Origin of the sequence: Bifidobacterium felsineum, from assembly GCF_002802915.1 — a bacterium.
Taxonomy (GTDB): Bacteria; Actinomycetota; Actinomycetes; order Actinomycetales; family Bifidobacteriaceae; genus Bifidobacterium; species Bifidobacterium felsineum.
Genome location: NZ_PEBJ01000005.1, coordinates 117487 through 139573 on the forward strand (window position 1 = coordinate 117487; position 22087 = coordinate 139573).

A 22087-nucleotide genomic window follows, 5' to 3' on the forward strand; every position below is an offset into this window, starting at 1 on the left:
TTCGGCTTAGGAGAACGGGAGAGGTACACACATGTTCGTCCTCAGCAACGCCTGGCGGGCTTTGATGCGCTCTAAGGGGCGCACGGCCCTGACCGCGCTCATCACACTGGTGGTCACCTTCGGCACTGTTGCCGGGCTGGCCGTCGTGCAGGAAAACACAACAGCGCACACCGATGATTACGACGTGCAGAAGGCCACGCTGGCGGTGCGTCCGAGCACCGCTTCCTGGAAGAAGGTCTCCCCCACCGATTCGGCGTCCACCAAGCATTACATGACGTGGACGGATTACACCGAGTACGCCACCATCATTCAGCAGGCAGGCGTGACACTGGACTTCACGGTCACTGAAACCGTGCCAGCGCGTGTTTCCGGGGACCTCAAGGCCGTAAGCGGAGATAAGCTCGGCTCGGCTTCCGACGACAAGACCGGCGGCCAGCTGATTTGGCGCGCATTCTGGACCAAAGATGCGGCATCCGCCAGCGATTTGGGCACGTTCAAGATCGTCAGCGGCAAGAACCTGAGCTATGACAACCAGTCCTCTGATCCAGACACGACGAGCGCACTGGTCTCCTCCGAGTTCGCCAAGGCCAACGGTCTAAAGGTCGGAGATAAGTTCAAAGTGGCCACTGCTTCCGATGCATCCACCACGTACGAGCTCACCGTGCGCGGCATCTACGAGTACACGGCTGACTCCACCGCCGACAACCCGGTGGTGACGGCCCGCAACCGCGAGAACGCGATCTTCACCAATTATCAGACTTTCGCCAAGGCCGGCCTCGATCCGCAAACCGGTGACTCTTCGGTCTCCGGTTGGAAGGTGCCGGACCTGAACGTGGTGTTCAACGCCACCGACGCCGCTTCCTACAAGAAGCTCGTCAACACGTTCAAGAAGTCCAAGCTGCCGGCGTCCGGCTACACGGTATCCTCCCCTTCGCTTGAGTCCTACACCAAGTCGCTTGAGCCGCTCGACGCAGTGGCCGGCAATGTGAAGACCGGCACGATTGTGCTGCTCGCTGTAGGCGGCGTGCTGCTGCTCGCACTAGTGCTCGCCGGCGTGTGGGGACCGAAGCGCGATGACGAAATCGGCATGGCGTTGGTTTCCGGTGTTTCCCGAGGCCGCCTGGGCTGGCAGTTCATGCTGGAAGTGTTCTTCGTGACGTTGCCGTTCTATGTAATCGGCCTCGTGGCTGGCGTGTTTGGCACCAAGCCATTGGCGGCCGCCATCGTCTCCGGCCATGAAGTCACCGCCTCCTCCTCGCTGATCTGGCAGATGGTCTGGGGTGGCCTCGGCACCATTCTGGTGCTCGCCATCCTGGCTGCGCTGCGACTGGCGTTCTTCCGTGCCGATAAGCTGTTCGCCGCTGACGGCGACTGGGGCTCAGTAAGCGAAACCGAAACGATCGAATCCGAATCCAACCACGATGATGCGGAGGCACAGGCATGAGCGAGAAGAACATCAAGGATCAGGAAAACGCGGACGCGAAGGCTGCAGAATCCACCGCAGACGCCATCGATAAGGCTCCGGCTGATTCAATCCAGTTCAGCGTCATGTTTGATGACGATGCCGATGCGGACGAGGCAGATGCCGAGGCCGCAGCCGGCGCGGCAGACAATATCTACAGCAGTCTGGCAGCTGCCGAGACCTCCGTTGCAACCGATGATGCCAGCGATGCGGAATCATCAGCAATCACAGACTCGGATGCATCGGAATCCGATGAAACCGAAGCACAGCCGAGCGAAGCTGAAGCCGATGCACTTGCCTCTGCCGACACTTCCGCCGAAGTCACCGCTCGCAATGCCGAGCGCGTGAATGAGACCTTGAGCTTGGCGAAGGCCAAGCCTCAGGATGATCTGTCCGCTCACGAGGATAAGTCTCACAAGACCGAGCCGTCCATGACGTTGGCATCGCGTATCGATCGCGTGCTGGTCGGTGGCGGTGCGGATGACGTGTTGTTCAAGACCTACCCGACGTTTGCACTGAACAAGGTCACTTTGGCGGGCACCAAGGGCAGAGTGAACGTGCTCGACAACGTGGAGTTCGCATGCTATGCCGGCCATTCATATGCATTGCTCTTGAGCGATGACGCCGATTCCGGGCTGACCGCGGATGTCAAGCGTCGTGCGCTGATGGGCGTGATGACCGGTCTCGTGCAGCCGACTTCCGGCTCCGTGATGAACAAGAGCGCGAATATCGCCGAGCTTGAGCCGGTGGAGCTGCGCGGACATCGTCTGGGCATCGTGCCGCAGCAGCACGCCCTGCAGCCATATTTGGACGCCGAGCACAACGTGCTGTACGCCATGGAGGCCTCGAACCGCAACTTCCTGAAGCCGAAGCCGGTAATCGCACGCGAGCTGCTGGCCAAGGTCGGGTTCTCGGAGGCCACCACCGGCGTGGCCGTGGGCAAGCTGCCGGAAGTGCAGCAGCGATTGGTGGCCATCGCCCGCGCCATCAGCACCGAGGCCGAAGTGCTGATTCTGGATGAACCGACGCGCGGGTTGAATGACGATGACACCGTCACCGTGTTCGCCGCGCTGGCCAAGTTGGCGCACAGCGGCGACCCGAAGCACTGCGTTATCGTGCTGACCGCTTCGCGTGAAATCGCCGACGCGGCAGACACGTTGTTTGAGGTGTGACCCACGAGCATTAGATAGCGGCTGGGAAACGACAAAATCGTCGTTTCCCAGCCGCTATCTGCTTTATAAGGGGTACATTAGCCACATTGCATATGTCTATCTGCTTTATAAGGGGTACATTAGCCACATTGCATATGTCTATCTGCTTTACAAGGGGTATCAAACAATAAGCACACGAAGTATGCATGGCGACATATCAACATGAATAGATGTAATGTCACGGTCTGAATACCCCTCGCAAAGCAGATAGATATATGCAGATGGCTTCAAGTACCCCTTGCAAAGCAGATAAGTACCTCTGGCTGTATTAGCAAGCAGCGCCGAAGTCCGGGCCGCGATATTCTTAGTGTGAATGCGACTACGATGACTGGAGCTGCGCATTATGAGCGGATATATTCCTACGCTGGAGCAGATTGACGAGCTGCATAAGAAAATCGCCCCCTCTCAGGAGGCATATGATCTCGTGCACACGCATTGTGTAATCGTGGCAACCATCGGCTGCCAGATCGTACGCCGGCAAAATGCGCTGTTCACCCGTCGCTGCACGCTGCCCGACGGCGGCGAATCCTTGGTTTCCTCCCCCGATGGCGTGACCGGCGGCCAAGTCCCGCCGCGTCTGCTCGACGAGCATTTGGTGCTTATCGGCGGGCTACTGCACGACATCGGCACCTATAAGGTGTTCAAGCATGACGGCACCGACGGCGAGCCGCTGAAGTTCAGCGGCAAGAAGTACATTCTGCATGGGCTCAAAGGTTATGAATACCTGCTGAGCGAGGGCGTGGATGAGTCAATCGCTCAGTTCGCGCGCAACCATACCGGCGTTGGTTTAAACCGCGAGGCCGTGATCGCGCAAGGCCTGCCGCTGCCGCCGGATGATTATGTTCCGGTGAATCTGGAGCAAGAAGTGGTGATGTACGCCGACAAGTTCCACAGCAAGTCCACGCCGCCGAAGTTCCTGCAAGTCGATGCCTACAGCGCCAAAGCCGCCCGCTATGGCGAGGAGAACAAGCGTCGTTGGCTGGAGTTGGTGGCCAAGTATGGCGTGCCGGACATCCCGGCGCTGGCCGAGAAATATCACATGCGTATGATCTGAAGTTCCACGTCAGATGGAGCGCAGGCGGAAGGTGCCGTTGCGGTTGGAGGCCACAATCATCTGATCATTTTCAAGCTCGTTCCAACCATCCTGGTCATAACCGGAAGAAGACACGACTACACCGGCCTGCTTGCCCTCGGCATCGGTGAGTGCACGGTAGCGCATCACACGGTAGTCGGCGGCCTGCTGGCCACGGCCGTATTCATCGTAGATCTCCACGATGCGCGGGCTGGTCTTCTCACGGCCGGCGGCGCACAGTGCCACCATCTGGTCTTCGGACTGGATGATGCAGTTGTAGCTGGACTTCGGGTAGGCCTGGCGTAGCTCGCGCACCGCCTGGGCAACGGCTTCATCAAGCGGGAAGCCGAAGCCGATGTATTCCAGGATCACTGCAAAGAAAATGGCGGAATCGGAGCGGCCACCGGTGGAAAGCAGTACGCTGTGGTCCACCGGATAGGAGCGGTTGGTCACGATGTTGCGGCCGTTGGCGTCGGAGATATCGCCATTGTGCACAAAGCTCAAACCGTTGGCATAGAACGGATGCTGATTCTCCATGATGAGTGGCAGATTGGAGCTGGCCAGACGCAGGTGCCAGATGGCACCGCGAGCCGGCTCGTTGGCCAGGGCTTCAAAAGTGGAGTCGAAACGGGCGGCAACGGTGGACTTGTAGATCTTCACGCCGGTTTCCGGAGAGGGAGCACCACCGTCGCGCACATATGGAGTCTCAGCAGGGGTGGCGAGCTGGGCCACGCCCCAACCATCATTGTGGATTTCCGAGAGTTCGCGGAAGTCCTCGACGTTCTTGACGCCAAGAATGTCATTAAGACTCAGGTCTGCACCTGCCGTCGCGTATCCCAGTAATCTGCACATAGTATGACAATCTACCGGCGCGATTCGGCGACGTGCGGTCCGGGTTATAGGGATTGCTTATAGAGCGTTTATTTGCGACTCTTTTGGGCAAGATGAGCCACGGTGTTGGCATCGGCATGCGTGAAATCGGACTTGGTTCTGGACTTCGGAACCGGGCGTTTTTCCGGGGAATCCATGGAGGATTCCACTGCCTTCACCAATTCGCCGAGGCCGGCAGTGGTGTCCAATGGGTCCGGAATGGCTGCAGGGTCGGCTTTCTGGCGCGACGGCATCGGCACCGGGCGATTGGATGCGTCCATGCGCTTCAGGCGTGGAGGCCGGCGCGTGGAGACGAACAGCGGCTGCACTTCGACCAACGGATTATATGGTGCCAAGCCGAACCACTTCACCGGCGAACCTGCCATATGGCGGATCGCATACTTGGTTTGCAGCGAGAACGCACCGCGAGCGGAAACCTTGGATTCCGGCATTAGCGCCTTGTGGATCAGTACATAGCGAATCGTGCCGATGTCAGGGTCAGCATCGACTTTCGGGTAGATCGACTTCTGCTTGGGCAGCTCGCCGGTTTTCGACAAGTCATGCATGATTTGGTGAATGTACGCCGGGATGGACTGGGAGACCTTGAATCCCAAACGGAAACGCACACGGAACAGGAAGTTGGTGCCGAAGTTCTCCACCGAGTATTCGCGGGTGAACGGTTCATCGGTGGTCTCCACGCTTACCGCCCACCAGGCGCGGGCGCGCTTGGGATGGTCGGCGAAGATGGAGAAGAAGATATCGGTATCGAGCCGCTTGGTTTCCGAATCGGAAGTCAGATAGACGATGTTATCCGCGAAATACGGGATGCGGAAGTCACCGTGGAGCTTGTCGAGCGCAGGCAGGAAGTCGTTCGGGCGCATATGCCGGCGTTGCGCACGCTCAAGCTTGGTGCCTTCGTTCCATGTGTACATAACAAAGAGGATGCCAAGCGTGAGTAGCATCGTGAACCAGCCGCCGTGCAGGAATTTGGCCATCGACGCGATGAAGAACATAATCTGAATGGCCAGGAATACCACTGTGAACACCACGGCGCCCAATCGATGCCCGTCATGCCAGATGTAGACGGCGAGCAGCACGGTGGTGGTGATCATCGTGATGGTGAGCGCCAGGCCGTAAGCGGCGGAGATGTGTTCGGAATCCTTGAAGATGGCGAGCACAATCAGCGTGGAGGCGCACAGCACGGCATTAACCACGGGAATGTACAGCTGGCCGCGCGTACGGGCCGGGTAGCGCACCTGCAGATGAGGCATCCAGTTCAGACGCGTGGCTTCGGAGACCATCGTGAACGCGCCGGTGATCAGGGCTTGGGATGCGATTACACCGGCGGTGACGGAAAGTACTACGGCGATGTAGCGCACGTTCGGCGTCATCATCTGGAAGAAAGGGTTGAGCGTTTTCAGTGTGGTGTATTCGGGGTTGCGGCTGTTGGATAGCATCCATGCGCCTTGACCGAAATAGTTGCACACGAGCGCCACTTTGATGAACGGCCAGGTGAAGTAGATGTTGCCGCGGCCCACATGGCCCATATCGGAGTAGAGGGCTTCGGCGCCGGTGGTGGAAAGGAACACGGTGCCCATCAGCGCGATGCCGGCTTCGTTATGCGGACTGAAGAGGAATTTGATGCCATAGACCGGATTCAGCGCCTCGAATACGGACCAGTCGGCGGAGAGGTTGAACAGGCCCACAATGGCGAGGAAGCTGAACCAGACCAGCACAATCGAGCCGAATACACGGCCGATGGACTCGGTGCCGCGCGACTGCACGGAAAACAGCACCACGATGATGACCACGGTAATCATCAGGGTCAGGCTGGGATTGTCGTCGAACAGCTGCTCGAGCGGCGGCAGGGTTTGCAGACCTTCCACTGCGGAGCTGATGGAGACGGCCGGGGTGAGCACCGAATCGGCGAGGAACGCCGCGCCACCGAGCATGGCCGGGATGGCGAGCCATGCGCCATAGCGGCGAATCAAGGAATACAGCGCGAAGATGCCGCCCTCGCCATTGTTATCGATGCGCATGGCGATGAGCACATATTTGACGGTCGTGATCAGGGTGATGGACCAGAACACCAGCGAGAGCATGCCGAGCACAGCGTCCCGCTCCACATTGCCGAGTCCGCCTTGCCCGGACAGGAAGGTCTGCGCGGTGTAGAGCGGCGAGGTACCGATGTCGCCATAGACCACGCCGAGGGCCACAATGGCCATACTCCACGTGATTTTGTTCGGCCCGGATTGCAGGCGCGCCCACCAGCGGCCTATACGGCCTTTTGCCGCGGTGGAAGCCAGTTTCTCGGCTTCCTTGTTTTCGGCTTCGCGCTGCTTGGCGAGCGCTTCACGCTCTTCTTTGGTCAGCGTGCGGCGGGAAACCTTAGGAGCGTTCGTGTATGTATCTGCCCTAAGAAGCGCGGCTTCTTCTTTCTTCAGGGCTATGGCTGTTTGTTCCGCTTGGATTGCAGCCGCCCGTTTGGCGCTGCCTTGTTTGGTTTGTTTCGACTGCTTCGACTGTTTCGATTGCTTGGATTGTTTGGCCGGCTTTTCAGCACCGGCCTGAGTTTTGACTGTTTCTTCAGCGTGATTATTCTGTTTTCGGGCGCGCGAAGATTGCCTGTCTGACTCAACCATACGTTCAGTCCTCCATGCGGGTTCCAACCACATCCCGCGAATTCAGATTCATCCCGTTCTCTAACGAATGACATCGTAGCCCCGTAACGGAACCTTCACAACTCGCAAAAACAGGGCACACTGTCTAATTTCTACCGCATGAATCCAGCGGCGCGAATCAGATGCCGTACACCTCACGGGTGGTGGCACGGGTACCGCGCGCCACCACGGCAATCGGCACGTCCAACGTGTCGGCCATGGCCCGCAGCGTATAGGGAATCATGTAGGGCGCATTGGTCCGCCCGCGATACGGCATCGGTGTCAGGTATGGCGCATCGGTCTCCACCATCGCGTGGTCGAGCCCCACAATGCGCAATGATTCGCGGATGCCATCGTTGCCCTTGTAGCTCACCGTACCGGAAAAGCTTAGATACCAGCCTTGTTCGCGTGCAATCTGGGCCATTTCGGCGTCGCCGGAATACGAATGGAACACGGTTCGCTCCGGGGAACCGTCTGCCAGCAGGGTTTCAATGACCTCGCGATGTGAGTCGCGGTCGTGAATCTGCATCGGCAGGTTCAGTTCCTTGGCGAGCGCGATATGTGCGCGGAACGCTTCACGTTGCAGTTCCTTGGCGCCCTCACCCGTGCGGAACAGGTCCATGCCGGTTTCGCCAATCGCAACCACCTGCTCGGGGTATTGTGTGGCCAAACGATGCACTTCGGCGAGCGCGTCCTCGAAACTCGTGTCGTGGTAGGGCTTGTATTTCAGCGGCAATCCATCCGGGCCAGGCACTCCGCGATGCCCGTGCAGCACGGCCTCGTTAGGGTGTATTGCGAGCGCCGCGTGCACATTACCTGGATGATCGAGGGCCATCTGCACAGCGGTCATCAGGTGCGGCAGCTCGCAACCGCAGTCGATAATACCCCCAACGCCGACAGCTTGCGCTTGTGCGAGCAGCTGGTCCACATCGTAGACAGGTACGGGGGCCTGGCCTTTGGTTTGCGCCTCATGGTCCATGGCGCGCGCGAATGGCACAACGGATGCCACATGCGTGTGGTCATCAATGACTTGAATGTCTTCGGGCAGCGGCTCGGGTGCGGGTGCCCAGCTACGATCGCGATGATGCTTGCTCATGGCTTCCTAGTGTATTCGGAAATCGCATATGCAGGTTTGCGCTTTATCGGAAGCACTTGCCGATCAGCGCCAGCACTGCTCGTACGGCAGTCCGGTCAGACGTTCGACCACGTGGCGGGTCTCCGCATCCACATCCGTTTTCGCGCCGCCGTTGCGCAGTCGCGTAATCTCAGCCAGCACAACCGAATCCGTGTGCTTATTAATCACCAAGTGAGCGGAAATAATCCAACAGACGATCATCGCAAAGGCAAACCAACCGAGCAATACCACACCCAAACCGGCTTTGGCGGCAAAGCTTTGATGCTGCAAGGTGGCGTCGAATCCGACCGCCCCCAATACGAGCCCGACGCAAATCGTGCCGAGCCCTGACCCGAGCTGGCGGAAGGAGGCTTGAATTCCGGCGAATGTCGCCGAGCGGTACCGGCGGGTGACAATCTGGTCGATATCCGCAATGTACGGGAACACGGCCCATGGCAGGTAGCCGCACAACGATTTGAAGGCGAAGAACCAAAGCGAGCCCACAAGTGCGAACACGGTCCAGGCGACCGGCTGTGTCGAATCCGCCAGCAGCCACGCGGCGAACAACCATGCCACACCGATCAGGCAGCCGATGAAGTTGATGGCATACAGGCGCTTCGGTCCGATGCGCGTCATCGCCCATCCGAATACCGGCATCAGCGGCATGGAGATAGCCGTGCAGCCGAGCAGCAGCGAGGCGAACGCGGCCGTGCGATTCCAGTCGTAGACCACGAAGAACACGAACGTCTGACCGAATACATCCATCGAAACCTGCACCAACAGGTAAATCGACAAGTGCTTGCGGAATTCCTTGACCCGCAATGTGGTGGCGTATTCGCGCATCACTTTGCCCGCACGCTTGAGCCAGCCCGCCCAGCCAATCGATTCTTCATGCTTCTCACCGCGTGCGTAGGCACCGAATCCGGCCTCTTCCGGACTCATTTCCCATGTGCTGCGCCAGCAGGCGAACACGGCGAGCGCGAACAGCACCGTGGTGGCGATGGTGAAAATCATGTAGCCGGTCGGCGTGCGTTCGCCGAAAATCGCGAGCACCGCGCTGCCGGCCAGAGGAATCACTGTCGCCGCACTGGTGGAGATGAACATGCGCACAGTCGAGAGTTTGGCGCGACTGTTGAAATCCGGCGTCATTTCGCCAGGCAGTGGATTGTACGCAGTCTGGAACAGCTGGGCGAGCACCACCCAGAACACATAGGCGGTAGCGTAGGCGGCGAGCGGCAGCCCCGGAATCCATAGGAAGATGCCGAACAAGAGCAATGGGCCGATAATCATCAGCAGGAAACGACGCCGACCGAAGCGAAGACCGATGTTGTAGCGGTAGAGATTATCGTCGAATACGCCGAAGAGCAGGGCAGCGACCGCGCTGATCAGTGCGCTGAGTCCCATCACCGACTGTGCGGTGGCGATGGACATGCCGCAGAACGTGGTCCAAAACAAGGAAAGGTAAGCGGCGATGATGGTGAGCTGACCGCCGCCGTAGAAGTCGCCGACACCGAATCCAATGGCATTGCGCAAAGTGATTTTGCGCACGCCAGGATTCTGCAAGGCATGGCTCAGCGCATGACTTTCTGCCTCTGACTGTGTTTCACGCGATGTTTCACGTTTGCTTCCGCTCATTCCGCGCGCCTTTCGCCTACAGATCTGCGCACAATAATAGAAGTATCCACCAAAGTGACATTCGCGGATTGCTCCTCTTCGTTGCGCACACCAAGCTCTTTGAGCTGATCCATAAGCTGGGCATCCGCGGGGTTGCGCACTGCCCCGGATTCGCGCCCGAGCAGCAATCGCACTGCGGCTTGGCCAAGCAAATCGCGAGGGATTCGGATGGACGTGATCGGCGGCGTGACCACCGGAGCAATCAGCGTGTTGTCGAAACCAATGACGGATATGTCTTCCGGCACTCGCACGCCGTCCGCGGTCAGACGCAAAACGATGCCGGCCGCAATCAAATCGTTATAGGTGATGACGACGGTGGGCTTGGAGTTTTCGAGGGCGAGCGCAGCCTGATAGCCACCCTCGACGCTTGGGCGCACCGGACCAATGTGATTCATACGGAAGCCCATGCGCTGGCCGATGTCATGCAGGCAGGACCATCGGGATTGGTTGGCCCACGAAGTCGCACCAGATACGTAGGTGATGGCCGTGTGATGGTAGCGGCGCAGCATGCTCAGCGCACGCACCACACCGATGCGCGGGTCAGGCACCACGCTGGGAACACCGTCCACAGGGCGATTGAGCACCACGAGCGGCACACGTTTGGCATAGTCGCGGATGAAATCGACTCCGGGTGAGTCGGTAGCCAGAATGACGCCGTCGACTTTGCCGATCAAGTGTGTGAGCAGCTGCTGGGTGCGCTGCTGGGATTGGCCGGCTTCGATGAGGCCGACTGCGCTGCCGGATTCCATGGCGGTGATCTGCGCGCCTTTGAGGATTTGCGAGGAGATGCCGTCGGTGGTGTCTTTGACTACGAGCGCTATGACCCCGCCGCTTGCGGTCGCATGGTTTTGCGCGGCAGAGCTGGTGTGGAAGGGCATGGAAGCAATGGGCTGATTCAGCTGAGGCTGTGATGCAGTTTGCAACTGTGCTGGTGCTGGTGATTGCACTTGCGACTGCATTGGTGACTGCGCAGCCGCAATGTGACGTTTGCGGGGATTCGGCCGGTAGCCGAGGCGTTCAGCGACTTCGCGCACCTGCTCCACGGTTTGGAAGTTGACGCGGTCGGGATTGCTGAATACGCGGGAGACAGTCGAGATGGCCACGCCGGCAGCGTCCGCCACGTCCGCCAGGCGCACGCGATCGGTTGCTTTGCGCTGCTGTTCTGCCATCTCAGCCCTCCCCTGGTGTATTGCCTTCCACTATATATAGAAAAAGGCTCCCTCTGACGAGGGAGCTCACGCGAAGCGGGTGAGGGAGAGAAACAGCACGGCTAAGGGCATGGAATCGGCTTTACCGATACCATCCCGTGCGGGTTTCACCGCACTTCTCTCCCTCCGCCAGCTCCGCTGGCACCTCCCTCATCAGAGGGAGGCTGTGGATAGGGTCAGGCTTCGACGGCCTTAGAGCGACGCTCGGCGAGCTCGGCCTTGATCTGGGCGAACTTCTTCTCGGTGACCGGGTAGAAGAACATGATCGCGGCGGAGATCACGAAGCCGATCAGCGGCACGAGGCCAGCGGCGAGACGCAGGTTCTCGGCAACGGTCGGATCCTGGGCCACGTTCATGCCGGACTTGTAACCGGTGAAGGCGAGGATGGCCGGGCCGAGCCAGGAGGTCAGGGCACCGAACATCTGGCGGAAGAAGCTCAGGCCAGCCATGGCGGCACCATCGGTGCGCTTGCCGGTCTTCCACTCGTAGTACTCAACGGTGTCGCCTTCCATGCCCCAGACGTAGTTGCCGCAGAACTGGGCGCCGATGGCGTTCAGAGCCATGCCCACCAGAGACAGCCACACGTTGGAGACGAAGATGAACATCACACCACCGATGATGCCGAGTGCGCAGCCGAGGTACCAGCCGCCCTTCTTGCCGAGGTGACGGGCGATGACCGGGCCGAACGGGGAGGCGACCACGCCGATGGAGGCGTTGATCAAGGTGACAATCGTGGTGATGAGGGCCAGAGTGCCGGCGTCAGCACCGTTGGCGAGCACTTCCTTGGCGATAATCGGTCCGATGGAACCGACGCAGGTGGCGATCAGGTAGAAGCCGGTGGCGAAGCACAGGATGAGCAGGGCCGGGTTCATGACGATGGCCTTCAGAGTGTCAACGAAGGAGACCTTCGGCTGGGTCGGCACATCAATCTGCTCGATGGTGGTCTTGTACAGGAAGACGTAAATCAGGGCGCCGACGAGGCAGAAGATGCACACGATCGGGAGCATCAGCTTGGCGAGAGCGGCCTGATCCTTGACGGTGTTGATGGCCGGGGCCAGGGTGAAGGTAACGATGAGGCCGAACAGGGCGCCACCGACCATACGGGAGGAGGAAAGGCGCTGACGTTCGTTCTGATCCTGGGTCATGGCGCCAAGCAGTGCGCCGTACGGCACGCCACCCAAAGCACCGAGCAGCTGGTAGAGCAGGTAGGTGACGATGGCCCATGCCACCTTGACGCTCATGTTCGCATCAGCCGGAATGGTGTACATCAGGGCGATGGCCACCATCATCGGCACGCCGAACATCACGACCAGGCGACGGAACTTGCCGTTCTTGTTCGGCTTGACACGGTCGGCGTAGTTGCCGGCGAGCAGGTACACAACAGCCTGGAAGAAGCGGGCGAACAGGAAGATGTTAGCGGTGGTCACCGGGTCGATGCCCATGTAGATGTAGTAGGTGGCCAGGAACATCGACATCATACGCCAGCCGATGTTGTTGGCAAGATCGCCGGAACCATAACCGACGATGTTCAGCCAAGTCAGCTTCTTCGGCGTCTTCTTGACTGACTGCGCTGTTGCAGTGCTCATAGTGCAGAACTCCTTAGTTCTTTCTTGTTATTGCACGGTGTGATGCAAGCCTTCCCTTGCATCACACCGCTCGCCACAGCCGAGGCTGCGGCAAAATCTTTGATTACTTGATGAGGCAGGGTAGGGATGGGCTGGACTCGGCGGACATGCCGATGGCGTTGACCGCGATCACGGATGCCGTGTAGTTGCCGGCGCTCAGTCCGGACACGCTCTTGGCTTCCTCGCCGGCTTCGGCCTTGACCACCTTGACGGTGTTCTCGGTGAGGTTGCGCAGGGTCAGCACATAGGAGGTGACCGGGGTGCCGCCGTCGGCCGGAGCCTTCCAAGTCACGTTCATCGTGTCGGCGGTGGAGGTGACGCCAGGCTTGTTCGGCTTGGCGGGCACGGCGGCCACGATGATCGGTTCGCTCGGTTCGCTGGCCTGGGAGACCTTGTCGTCACCGTTGGTGGCTTCGATGGTCACCTGATAGGTGCCGCGTGCCACATCGGTGAAGGTGTAGGCGGTGGTGCCGGTCGGGGTCCAGGCGACGCGCTTCGGCAAATCAGCGGACTCATCAACCGGAGTCAGGTGAATGTTGGTACCGCCCTTGCCGAAGCCGGAGCGGGTGCCCACATCGTTCCAGGAGACTGCCACAGCGCCGGATTCCACCAGCAGTTCGGCGACCGGAGCCTTAGGCTGCGGCAGCTGATCGTCAACCTCGTTGGCGGTGTCGCGGCCGACCTTAAAGGCCTCGGACGTGGCGCTTTCGCCTTCGCCGATCTCGTTGCGGCCCTGCACGGTGACGGTCCATTCGCCGGCCGGCACGTCGCTGATGAGCGCGTAGGTGTCGGTTCCGGTGACTTCGGCCGGGATGATTTCACCGGCTGTATTGGTCAGGGTGAGCTTGGTGCCAAGGATTGGCGAGCGGCCGTCGGAGGCGAACTTCCAGCTGACCTGCACGTCGTGGGACTGCACGGAAGCCTTCACATCAGTGGGTTCGGACGGGATGGCCGGCATGTGGGCGTCGGCGTAGACGGCGATTTCCACGAGCTGCAGGGCGTACTCGTCGTGTTCGTTCGGGTTGGCGCGAAGCTTGGAGGCTTCCAGCTTGACGAAGCGCACGTTGTCCACCGGAGCGAAGTCGAAAGCACGTGGCTTGCCGTTGGCAGGCAGCGCATAATCATGCTTGTCAACGACCTTGGTCCAGGCGTTGCCATCCGCGGAAACGGATATGGTGAAGTCGACCGGGAAGCCTTGGCCTTGGTTCGGGTCGAAGGCACGGTGACCTGCGGCGAATTCCTGCACACCGCCGACACCTTCGCCTTCGCCGTGGAAGGCTTCGGCAACGGTACCGCCAGGGTTCTCGCCACGTGGGGCAAGAACGACCTGTGCCACGGTGGTCGGCTCGGCGAGCTTCAGGGAGACCCATTCGCTGTGGTTCTCCTTGGTCGGCTCGCTGGACCAGCCGAAGTGGTTGTAGTCGGCGTTGAATTCGCCATCGACCAGGGAAGCCACGGTCCAGCCGTAACGCTCGGAGGAGGAGCTGACGCGAACAGTAGCACCCAGAGCCTTGTTGGCGGCCTGGCACTTGCACGGCATCTTGCCGGCGGTGAACTTCACGGTGATGGTTACGGTGTCGCCGTTCTCGCCGGTGTATTCAATCTGGCCTGTGTAATCCTTGCCGGATTCGAGGCCGGCCACGTTCACGGTGTAGAACAGCTCCTGCTCGTGGCGCAGATTGCCGGCGAGACGTTCGAAGCTGATGGAACCGTTGGCGTCATCCACCACGCGGGCGGTCCACTTTTCGCTCAGAGCGCCGCCTTCCTGCTTCAGATGCAGGCAGTGCTTGACGTTGCAGGACACCCAGTCCACAGTGCCGAGGTCGATGACTTCGCGGCTGGCACCGATCTTGGCGGGCGCCGGGCGGCCAATCCAACCGAGGAAGTTGTCTTCGGTGAACTTGAGCTTGCCGTTCTTCACCACGCTCAGGGTTTCGATGAGCTTGGATTCGTAGGTTTCCACTTCGCCCGGCACATGGATGGTGATGGGCAGCTCGGTGAATTCGCCGTGGTCCACGGTGATGGTCTGGGAACCGGATTCGACTTCGCGAACCGTGCCATCCTGCGTGTTGTGTGCGGAAACAGTCCAGCGGACCTCGAGTTCGGTGCCGTCGATTTCCTCGTCGTTGTAGACAAGCAGCGTGCGCTGGGAGGCGGTGCCGAGCTGGTAGATGTGGTGCGGCAGACCGAGACGGGGTTCCTTGTCGAAGTCCTTGTCGAATGCGGCCACATCGGCGTAGGAGTTGGCGAAGTAGCGGTAGCCGTCGCCTTCGATCCAGCGGGCGTCGCCTTCGGCGGTCGGGTCGAACTGCGGGCGCAGCAGGGCCTTCGGGTTCAAGCCGTGCTTGGTGTGCTCCTGATCGAGTTCGATGACCTTCTCGATATTGTCATAGATGAACATCGACAGGCAGAACGGCTTCCAGTTGGCCATACGCGTGGTACGCACGCCACGGGTCACGCGGCCCACTTCGCGGCCGAAGTCGGCGCGGGAGATGGTGTCGGGGTTGCCGTTCAAGCGGCCGTGGTAGATGTCCTTGATCGTGCCGTCTTCGGCGTACTGCGGAATGCCTGCGGTGGAGACGGAGAACTCTTCGCCAGCGCCGAGTGGCAGGTCGCCGTCAATCTGGTAGAGATCGTAGATGTCGGGCGCGGAGGTCATGCCGGAGGGGTAGCCGCCGAAGTAGTGGCGGGAATCCTCGTTGGTGATCGGCTTGTTGAAGCCGTCGTTCATCACCAAGCGGGTCGGGTCCTCACGGTTGGCTGCGGCTTCCAGCGGCGGGATGATGATTTCGGCATCGTTCGGGTTCCAAGCCTCGTTGGTGGTGGACCACAGCACGATGGACGGGTGGTTGCGGTATTCGCGCACCCAGCGCTCAACCCATTCGGTGTAGTAGCCGATGGCTTCGTCCGAGTAGTTCAGGTAATACGGCGGGTCGAGGGACACGTTGGAGGTGGAGCCCGGGTTCCAGAACGCGGTTTCCTCTTCGAGCAGCATGCCGGTTTCATCCGCATGGTCCATCAGCACGTGGGATGGCACGGAGCGAATGTGGTTACGGATGATGTTGCAGTTGGCATGGCGGTAGGCGTCGAGCCAAGCCTTGGCCATCTCATCCATGGCATGGTTGTCGTCGAGGATCACGCCATAGGAGTCGCCGATTTCGTTAATCAGATCGCGGTCGCCCTGGTTGAGCAAGCACAGAGAGTCGCCGCGCAGGCGAATCTTGACGCCGTTGATGATGTACTTGTCGCCTTCGCGCCAGAACTGGCGGAAGCCGAAGCGGTCGGAGTACTCGTGCACAGGCTTGGCATCGGCGTCGGCGATGGCGGCGTCCACGGTGTACAGGAATGGGTCGGTGCGAGACCAGTAGTGGGCGGTCGGCCATCCCTTATCGAGCTTCACAACCGTGCTCTCACCGGCTGCGACGTGCACGTCGGCAGGGTCGAAGGTGAGCGCGGCGGTAGTGGTGTCGCCCTTGAACGGGTGCACGGCTGCGGTGAGCTTCAGGTCAGCGTCTGCTGCAGTGTGGTTGACGATGGTCACGTTCACGACGAGTTCGTCGTCGGACGGATCAGCGTTCTTCTTGAGATCTGGCATGATCTGCAGATCGTCGATCCTGAGCTTCGGCTTGGTGACGATCTCGACATCTTCACCAATGCCCACGCGGCCGACGATGTTCTCCACGCCGAACGGGAAGAGCAGACGGTCCGGGCCGCCTTCGGTGGCCAGCGCGTCTTCCGGCAGAGCCTTGACGGACCAGACTTCAATGCGGATTTCGTTGGCGCCTGGCTTGACCACGTTGTTGATATCGAGGTCGTACGGCAGCAGGGTCATCAGGTAGCCCTTGGTGCTGAGCGGGCCGACGGACTGGCCGTTGACGAACACCTTGCCGAGCGTGGCGAGTGCGCCGACGTGGAGGAATACGTCTTCATCGGTGATGTTCTCCGGCAGATCCACGGTCTTGACGTACACACCGTGGTGCAATCCCTTCTCCCAGTCAGCCGGGTAGCCGGTGGTGGCGGGCAACGAGTCCCACCAAGTCGGCACGACGATGTCAAAACGCTCCTGCCCGCCGTTCGGGTAGAAGTCCCACACACCATTGAGGTTGAGCCTCATTGCAATCCCTTTCGATTCCTCATCGATTCTTTGGTCTTCGCATCGGCCTGCTGCAGTTTCTTCGCTGCGGTGTGCCGAATCACATGGCTCACCATAGGGGCGCTACATTGTTTGCCGTTTTTTGCCATCCAAGTTTTGCGCCAGTTTGCCAGTTTTTGCCGTCGCTTGCCATGCGCGGATTCCTTTTTCCGCCTAGGAATTGCCGACCTTTGCCATTTCCTAGATAAATGGCAGTTCCGACCACTTTTCCAAGCCCGATATGGGTAAACTCTGCCTTCGGAAGTTCGCAATATTGTCCAGTTCAACATCGGAGTGTCTGCACATGTCTCGTCTGCTTCGCCAAACCTCGCGTCAATCGAGGATTCGCATGGCCGCCGCCGCAACAGTGGCCCTCAGCTTGATCGCTGCCACAGCCGGATGCGGCAGCACCAGCGGCGAGCAAGGCACCACCGAAATCACACTGTGGACTTGGCAATCCACCATCAATGACTTCGTCACCGCCTTCGAGAAGACTCACCCGAACATCAAAGTCAAAGTGACCAACGCCGGCGCAAACGAAGACGAATACATGCAGTTGACCAATGCAATCAACGCTGGCCGCGGCATTCCGGACGTGGTCTATCTCGATTACAACGCCGTGCATCAGTTCGCCATTTCCGATCAGCTGAGATCAATGAACGACTACGGTTTCGACTCAATCCGCAACGATTTCACCAAGGCCGCGCAGAACAACGTATCCGTGAGCGGTGAACCATATGGATTGCCCATCTCTTCCGGCCCGATGGCGATGTTCTACAACCAGGACGTGTTGGCCAAAGCAGGTGTGACCACCGCACCGACCACGTGGGATGAGTACCGTGACGCCGCCGAAAAAGTTGCGGCCCTGCCCGGCAGTGCGCATATTGCTAACGATACGGGCGACGGCGGCTTTATCACTTCGATGCTTTGGCAGGCCGGCGCGCAGCCGTTCACCGTAGACGGCACGAGCGTGAGCGTGAACTTCGGCGGTAAAAACGTGAAAAAGTTCACCGGCATGTGGCAGCCGATGCTGGACGGCAACCTCATCGACACCTCCACCACCGGCTGGACCGATGAATGGTGGCGCAAACTGGACGACGGCTCCATCGCCACCCTGTTAACCGGCGCATGGATGGTCTCCTCCATGCAAAAGAATCTCTCGCAGACCAAAGGCTCGTGGCGCATCGCGCCAATGCCGCAGTACGTGGCCGGAGAGCACGCGAACGGAGAGAACGGCGGCGGCGCATTGGCCCTGCCCAAGGGCACCGATGACGCCAAGGCGAAGGCGGCATATGAATTCGCCGAATGGTTTGCGCACGACGGCGGCGTCAAGGTCAATCTTGCGCAAGGTGGATTGCCGCCGCTGAATTCCGTGCTCTCCGACAATGATTGGCTGAATGAAAAGGACCCGTTCTTCGGCGGGCAGGCCACGCATCAGGTGATTGCCGAGGCCTCGAAAGAGGTGAGCACCAAGTTCGAATACCTGCCGTACATGGCATACGCGAACTCGATTGCAGTCGATTCAATCGGTCAGGCGTATCACGGCAAAATCACACTGCAGAACGCCTTAGTACAGTGGGGCGATTCGCTCAAGACCTACGGCGAGCAGGAAGGCTTCACAGTTAAGTAGCGGTAAGTCTGTTCGCAAACACATATCAGATGGCCCGTATCCAGCACATATCTCATTGATTTGCGCCAGATACGGGCCATCTGTTCCGAGCTTATCGACCGTCACATGAAGCGGTTCTTGATATAGCGGGCCACGGCATCGATTGCGGCACCGCCGATGCCGACCACGACCATCACAATCGCGGCTTTGCCAAGCGTGCTACCGGTGGAGACCAATGCATTCTGCCAATCCGCAGCTACAGTCGCGCTTGCGACAACAATCTGATCCACCATGATCATTCGTTCCTTTCCATGAAGCGTATCGACCACCGCACTCGTTGCGGCAAACCATCTATTCACATGAAGCTCAGCTTATTGCCGCACGCAATTGCCAAAATTTGCCATCAATCGCCCGGTCGCTCTTTGCCATTATTTGCCGTAATGAATACCGCCGGTAGCGCGTTAGATTTCATTTGCGTATCGGGGTGCTTGCAAAAAGAAACCCGGCGCGGGAAACGCCGGGTGAGAGAGAAGAGAGAAGAAGGGTTCAGTTATGGGGTTCGGAAAACCTCGCCATCGGTATGAACTTCATCCGTTGACATGTTCTATATAACCGCCCATTCCTTGGCAATACGATGTGCTTTTCTGAGAGTTTTCTTGACAAACTGTGTTGACTTTGTAACGCTGCCCTCACAATAAGAATGCCGTGGAGCCTTATCAGCATCCACGGCATTCGTTTGGTTGAGCTTCGCTTACTTAGCCTGCTCAGCGGCCAGCTTGGCCTTTTCAGCAGCCAGGCGCTCGGCTTCAGCGGCACGGCGAGCAGCCAGCGCCTCATCGAAGCGAGCCAGTTCCTCTTCCACGGCCTCGGTCGGAATCTTGGCGAAAATCGGCTTCGGCTTCGGCACTGAAGCGCCAACTTCGATCGGTTCGCTCTTCCACGGGTGCACGTTCACACCGAGCTTGTAGTCACCGGTGATGATCGGGTACTTGAAGCCGGGCTTGTCGAGATCTTCGACTTCGCGCAGCTCAGGCAGCGGGGAGAACGTGCCGGTACCGCCGAGAGCCTCCCACACCTTCTGCGCGGAATGCGGCAGGAACGGAGCCAGCAGGTGGTTCGCATCGGAAACGGCCTGGGCAGCCACGTGCAGCACAGTGCCGAGGCGGGCCGGGTCGTCCTTGATCTTCCACGGTTCGGTGGCGGAGATGTACTTGTTGATGTCGCCGACCACACGCATGGCTTCGGCCAGTGCATGCTTCTGATGGTGGGTTTCGATGGAGGAGCCGACTACATCGAATGCGGCGGCGGTCTCTTCGAGCAGGCCACGGTCCTCGTCGGTCATGGAATCCTCATCGAGAGCCGGGATTTCACCGAAGTTCTTGTTGATGAGGTTGGCCACACGGTTCACCAGGTTGCCCCAGGAGGAGGCGAGCTCCTCGTTGTTGTGGCGCACGAACTCAGCCCAGGTGAAGTCGGAGTCGGAGGATTCCGGGCCGGCCACGGAGATGTAGTAACGCACGGCGTCCACGGGATAGCGGGCGAGGATGTCCTTCACGTAGATCACGATGCCGCGGGAGGAGCTGAACTTCTTGCCCTCCATGGTCATGAACTCGCTGGCCACGACCTGCTCAGGCATGTTCAGCGGCCCCATCGGGCCGGTTTCGCCGCCCTTGGAACCCTGACCGTTGTAGGCCAGCATCTCGGAAGGCCAGATCTGGGAGTGGAAGGTGATGTTGTCCTTGCCCATGAAGTAGTAGGCCGGGCAGCTCGGGTCATTCCACCATTCGCGCCACTTCTCCGGATCGCCTTGACGGCGGGCCCATTCAATGGATGCGGACAGGTAGCCGATCACGGCGTCGAACCACACGTAGAGCTTCTTGTTCGGATTGTCGATCCAGTCCTTGACCGGTACCGGGATGCCCCAGTCGATGTCGCGGGTGATGGCGCGCGGCTTGACTTCCTTGAACAGGCCAAGGGAGAAGTTGATGACATTGGTACGCCAGCCCTTGCGGGTCTCCAGCCATGCCTTGTTAGCTTCGGCGAGCGCCGGCAGGTCGAGGAAGAAGTGCTCGGTCTGCTCGAAGCGCGGGGTTTCACCGTTGATCTTGGAGACCGGGTTGATCAGCTCATCCGGGTCGAGTTCGTTGCCACAAGCGTCACACTGGTCACCGCGAGCGCCTTCAGCGTGGCAGATCGGGCATTCGCCTTCAATGTAGCGGTCCGGCAGGGTGCGGCCGGTGGACGGGGAGATGGCCACCTGCTGAGTGCCTTTGTAGATGTAACCGTTCTTCAGGCACTGCTTGAACATCTCCTGCACCACGTGCTCGTGGTTGCCGGTGGTGGTGCGAGTGAACAGGTCGTAGCTCAGGCCGAGATCGCACAAATCCTTGGCGATGACGCGGTTGTAACGGTTGGCGAGCTCCTGCGCGGAGAGGCCTTCCTTCTCGGCTTCCACGAGAATCGGGGTGCCGTGCTCATCGGTACCGGAGACCATAAGCACGTCGTTGCCCTTCATGCGCTCGTAGCGCGCGTAAACGTCGGACGGCACACCAAAGCCGGCAACGTGGCCAATATGACGGGGGCCGTTTGCATACGGCCAAGCAACATTCACCAATACATGACTCATAAACCCCGATTATCCGGCGAACAGGGGACACGTTGGGCATAGAGAACGCGAGAGCGTTCGCCCAACGTATGCTCGGCGATATCCACCGACTTATCCACACCCCCTGTCTACCGGCCAAAGTTATCCACTTATCCACCGTTTTCACAATCCGGGTGGCGGCAGCCAACGAATTGTGCCACGGTAAAACCATGAGCACTTCACAACGTTCAACGATGAACACCACCGATCGATCACGCCCCTTCGTACCCCCGTTACTGCATACAGACGACCTTCCCGGTCCGTTAAGTCTCAATAGACTGAGCGAGTTCGGCACTGTCAGCAAACTCGACGAGTTTTCCGGTTATTGGTCCGAACATGCCACCACACTGTATGGGCGAGCCTCAATCGTGGCCGCGATAGCGCCATTCGGCACAGTGGCCTGCACCCAGACCGCCGCCTGGGTGTGGCTGGGAGGCCCCAACTTCCCCGCCACCATCGACGTTATTTCCACATCTCACTTTCGATCATCGTCCGCAGGGCGGCGAATCCGCGTCTTCAAACGGCTGACACTGCCCGAACAAATCATGAAGCTTGGCACATTATCCATCACCACTCCCGCCAGAACCGCCTGCGATTTAGTCATGGCGCCTGACGAGGGCAGCGAGCCATCCGCCATCAATAATCTGGTTTGCCAGCTGATGTCCGCCTATGAATTCAGACCGAACGATTGCCTGCAAATCATTAAGGAACATCGGCATCATAAGTATGCGGCAAAAGCAAAGGATTTCTTCAATGCCGTGCAGCGAGAAATCAACGAAGTCACTTGGGGCGACGGCGATGACTAG

Annotated in this window: 14 protein-coding genes; 5 read left to right on the forward strand and 9 right to left on the reverse strand. The window is 59.4% G+C overall.

Features of this window, described 5'->3' with window-relative positions; all coding sequences use genetic code 11:
- Positions 1-31 precede the first annotated feature (31 nt).
- The 3 genes from CSQ86_RS08835 (at position 32) to CSQ86_RS08845 (ending at position 3727) form a co-directional block, all read left to right on the forward strand.
- Complete coding sequence (locus CSQ86_RS08835) at positions 32-1444, forward strand: ABC transporter permease (protein WP_100494769.1); 1413 nt, start codon at positions 32-34, stop codon at positions 1442-1444.
- Positions 1441-2634, forward strand: coding sequence for an ATP-binding cassette domain-containing protein (locus CSQ86_RS09795; RefSeq protein WP_165773824.1), 1194 nt, complete (start codon positions 1441-1443; stop codon positions 2632-2634). The genes CSQ86_RS08835 and CSQ86_RS09795 overlap by 4 nt, the downstream gene beginning before the upstream one ends.
- 382 nt (positions 2635-3016) lie before the next feature.
- Positions 3017-3727: an HD domain-containing protein gene (locus CSQ86_RS08845; RefSeq protein WP_100494770.1), complete on the forward strand. Its 711-nt coding sequence runs from the start codon at positions 3017-3019 to the stop codon at positions 3725-3727.
- A 9-nt stretch (positions 3728-3736) separates the two neighbouring features.
- Here the strand turns inward: CSQ86_RS08845 and CSQ86_RS08850 are convergent, their stop codons facing one another.
- The 7 genes from CSQ86_RS08850 to CSQ86_RS08885 all read right to left on the reverse strand — a co-directional run bounded on the left by CSQ86_RS08850 (position 3737) and on the right by CSQ86_RS08885 (position 17010).
- Entirely contained in the window at positions 3737-4597 is an 861-nt protein-coding gene (locus CSQ86_RS08850; RefSeq protein WP_100494771.1) for a class II glutamine amidotransferase, read from the reverse strand.
- A 68-nt stretch (positions 4598-4665) separates the two neighbouring features.
- Entirely contained in the window at positions 4666-7257 is a 2592-nt protein-coding gene (locus tag CSQ86_RS08855) for a KUP/HAK/KT family potassium transporter (protein WP_207761574.1), read from the reverse strand.
- A gap of 157 nt (positions 7258-7414) precedes the next feature.
- Complete coding sequence (locus CSQ86_RS08860; protein WP_100494772.1) at positions 7415-8371, reverse strand: TatD family hydrolase; 957 nt, start codon at positions 8369-8371, stop codon at positions 7415-7417.
- Between the two features lie 63 nt (positions 8372-8434).
- Positions 8435-10024, reverse strand: coding sequence for an MFS transporter (locus tag CSQ86_RS08865; protein ID WP_165773825.1), 1590 nt, complete (start codon positions 10022-10024; stop codon positions 8435-8437).
- Entirely contained in the window at positions 10021-11232 is a 1212-nt protein-coding gene (locus CSQ86_RS08870; protein ID WP_207761575.1) for a LacI family DNA-binding transcriptional regulator, read from the reverse strand. The genes CSQ86_RS08865 and CSQ86_RS08870 overlap by 4 nt, the downstream gene beginning before the upstream one ends.
- A 215-nt stretch (positions 11233-11447) precedes the next feature.
- Positions 11448-12857 carry an MFS transporter gene (locus CSQ86_RS08880; RefSeq protein ID WP_100494773.1) on the reverse strand — a complete coding sequence of 470 codons (1410 nt, stop codon included), beginning with the start codon at positions 12855-12857 and terminating at the stop codon, positions 11448-11450.
- 103 nt (positions 12858-12960) lie between these two features.
- Entirely contained in the window at positions 12961-17010 is a 4050-nt protein-coding gene (locus tag CSQ86_RS08885) for a fibronectin type III domain-containing protein (protein ID WP_100494774.1), read from the reverse strand.
- A gap of 322 nt (positions 17011-17332) precedes the next feature.
- Here CSQ86_RS08885 and CSQ86_RS08890 point away from each other — a divergent pair, with 322 nt between their 5' ends.
- A complete protein-coding gene (locus CSQ86_RS08890; protein WP_165773826.1) occupies positions 17333-18658 on the forward strand; it encodes an ABC transporter substrate-binding protein in 1326 nt (441 codons plus the stop codon).
- A gap of 101 nt (positions 18659-18759) precedes the next feature.
- On the opposite strand, the gene CSQ86_RS09800 is transcribed toward CSQ86_RS08890, so the two are convergent.
- Both CSQ86_RS09800 and metG read right to left on the reverse strand, forming a co-directional pair.
- Positions 18760-18930, reverse strand: a complete 171-nt coding sequence (locus CSQ86_RS09800) for a hypothetical protein (protein ID WP_165773827.1) — start codon at positions 18928-18930, stop codon at positions 18760-18762.
- 458 nt (positions 18931-19388) lie between these two features.
- Positions 19389-21263 (reverse strand): methionine--tRNA ligase, encoded by a 1875-nt coding sequence (gene metG / locus CSQ86_RS08895; protein WP_100494776.1) that lies wholly within the window; start codon positions 21261-21263, stop codon positions 19389-19391.
- Positions 21264-21451: 188 nt separating this feature from the next.
- On the opposite strand from metG, the gene CSQ86_RS08900 reads away from it, so the two are divergent.
- Positions 21452-22087: a hypothetical protein gene (locus tag CSQ86_RS08900; protein ID WP_100494807.1), complete on the forward strand. Its 636-nt coding sequence runs from the start codon at positions 21452-21454 to the stop codon at positions 22085-22087.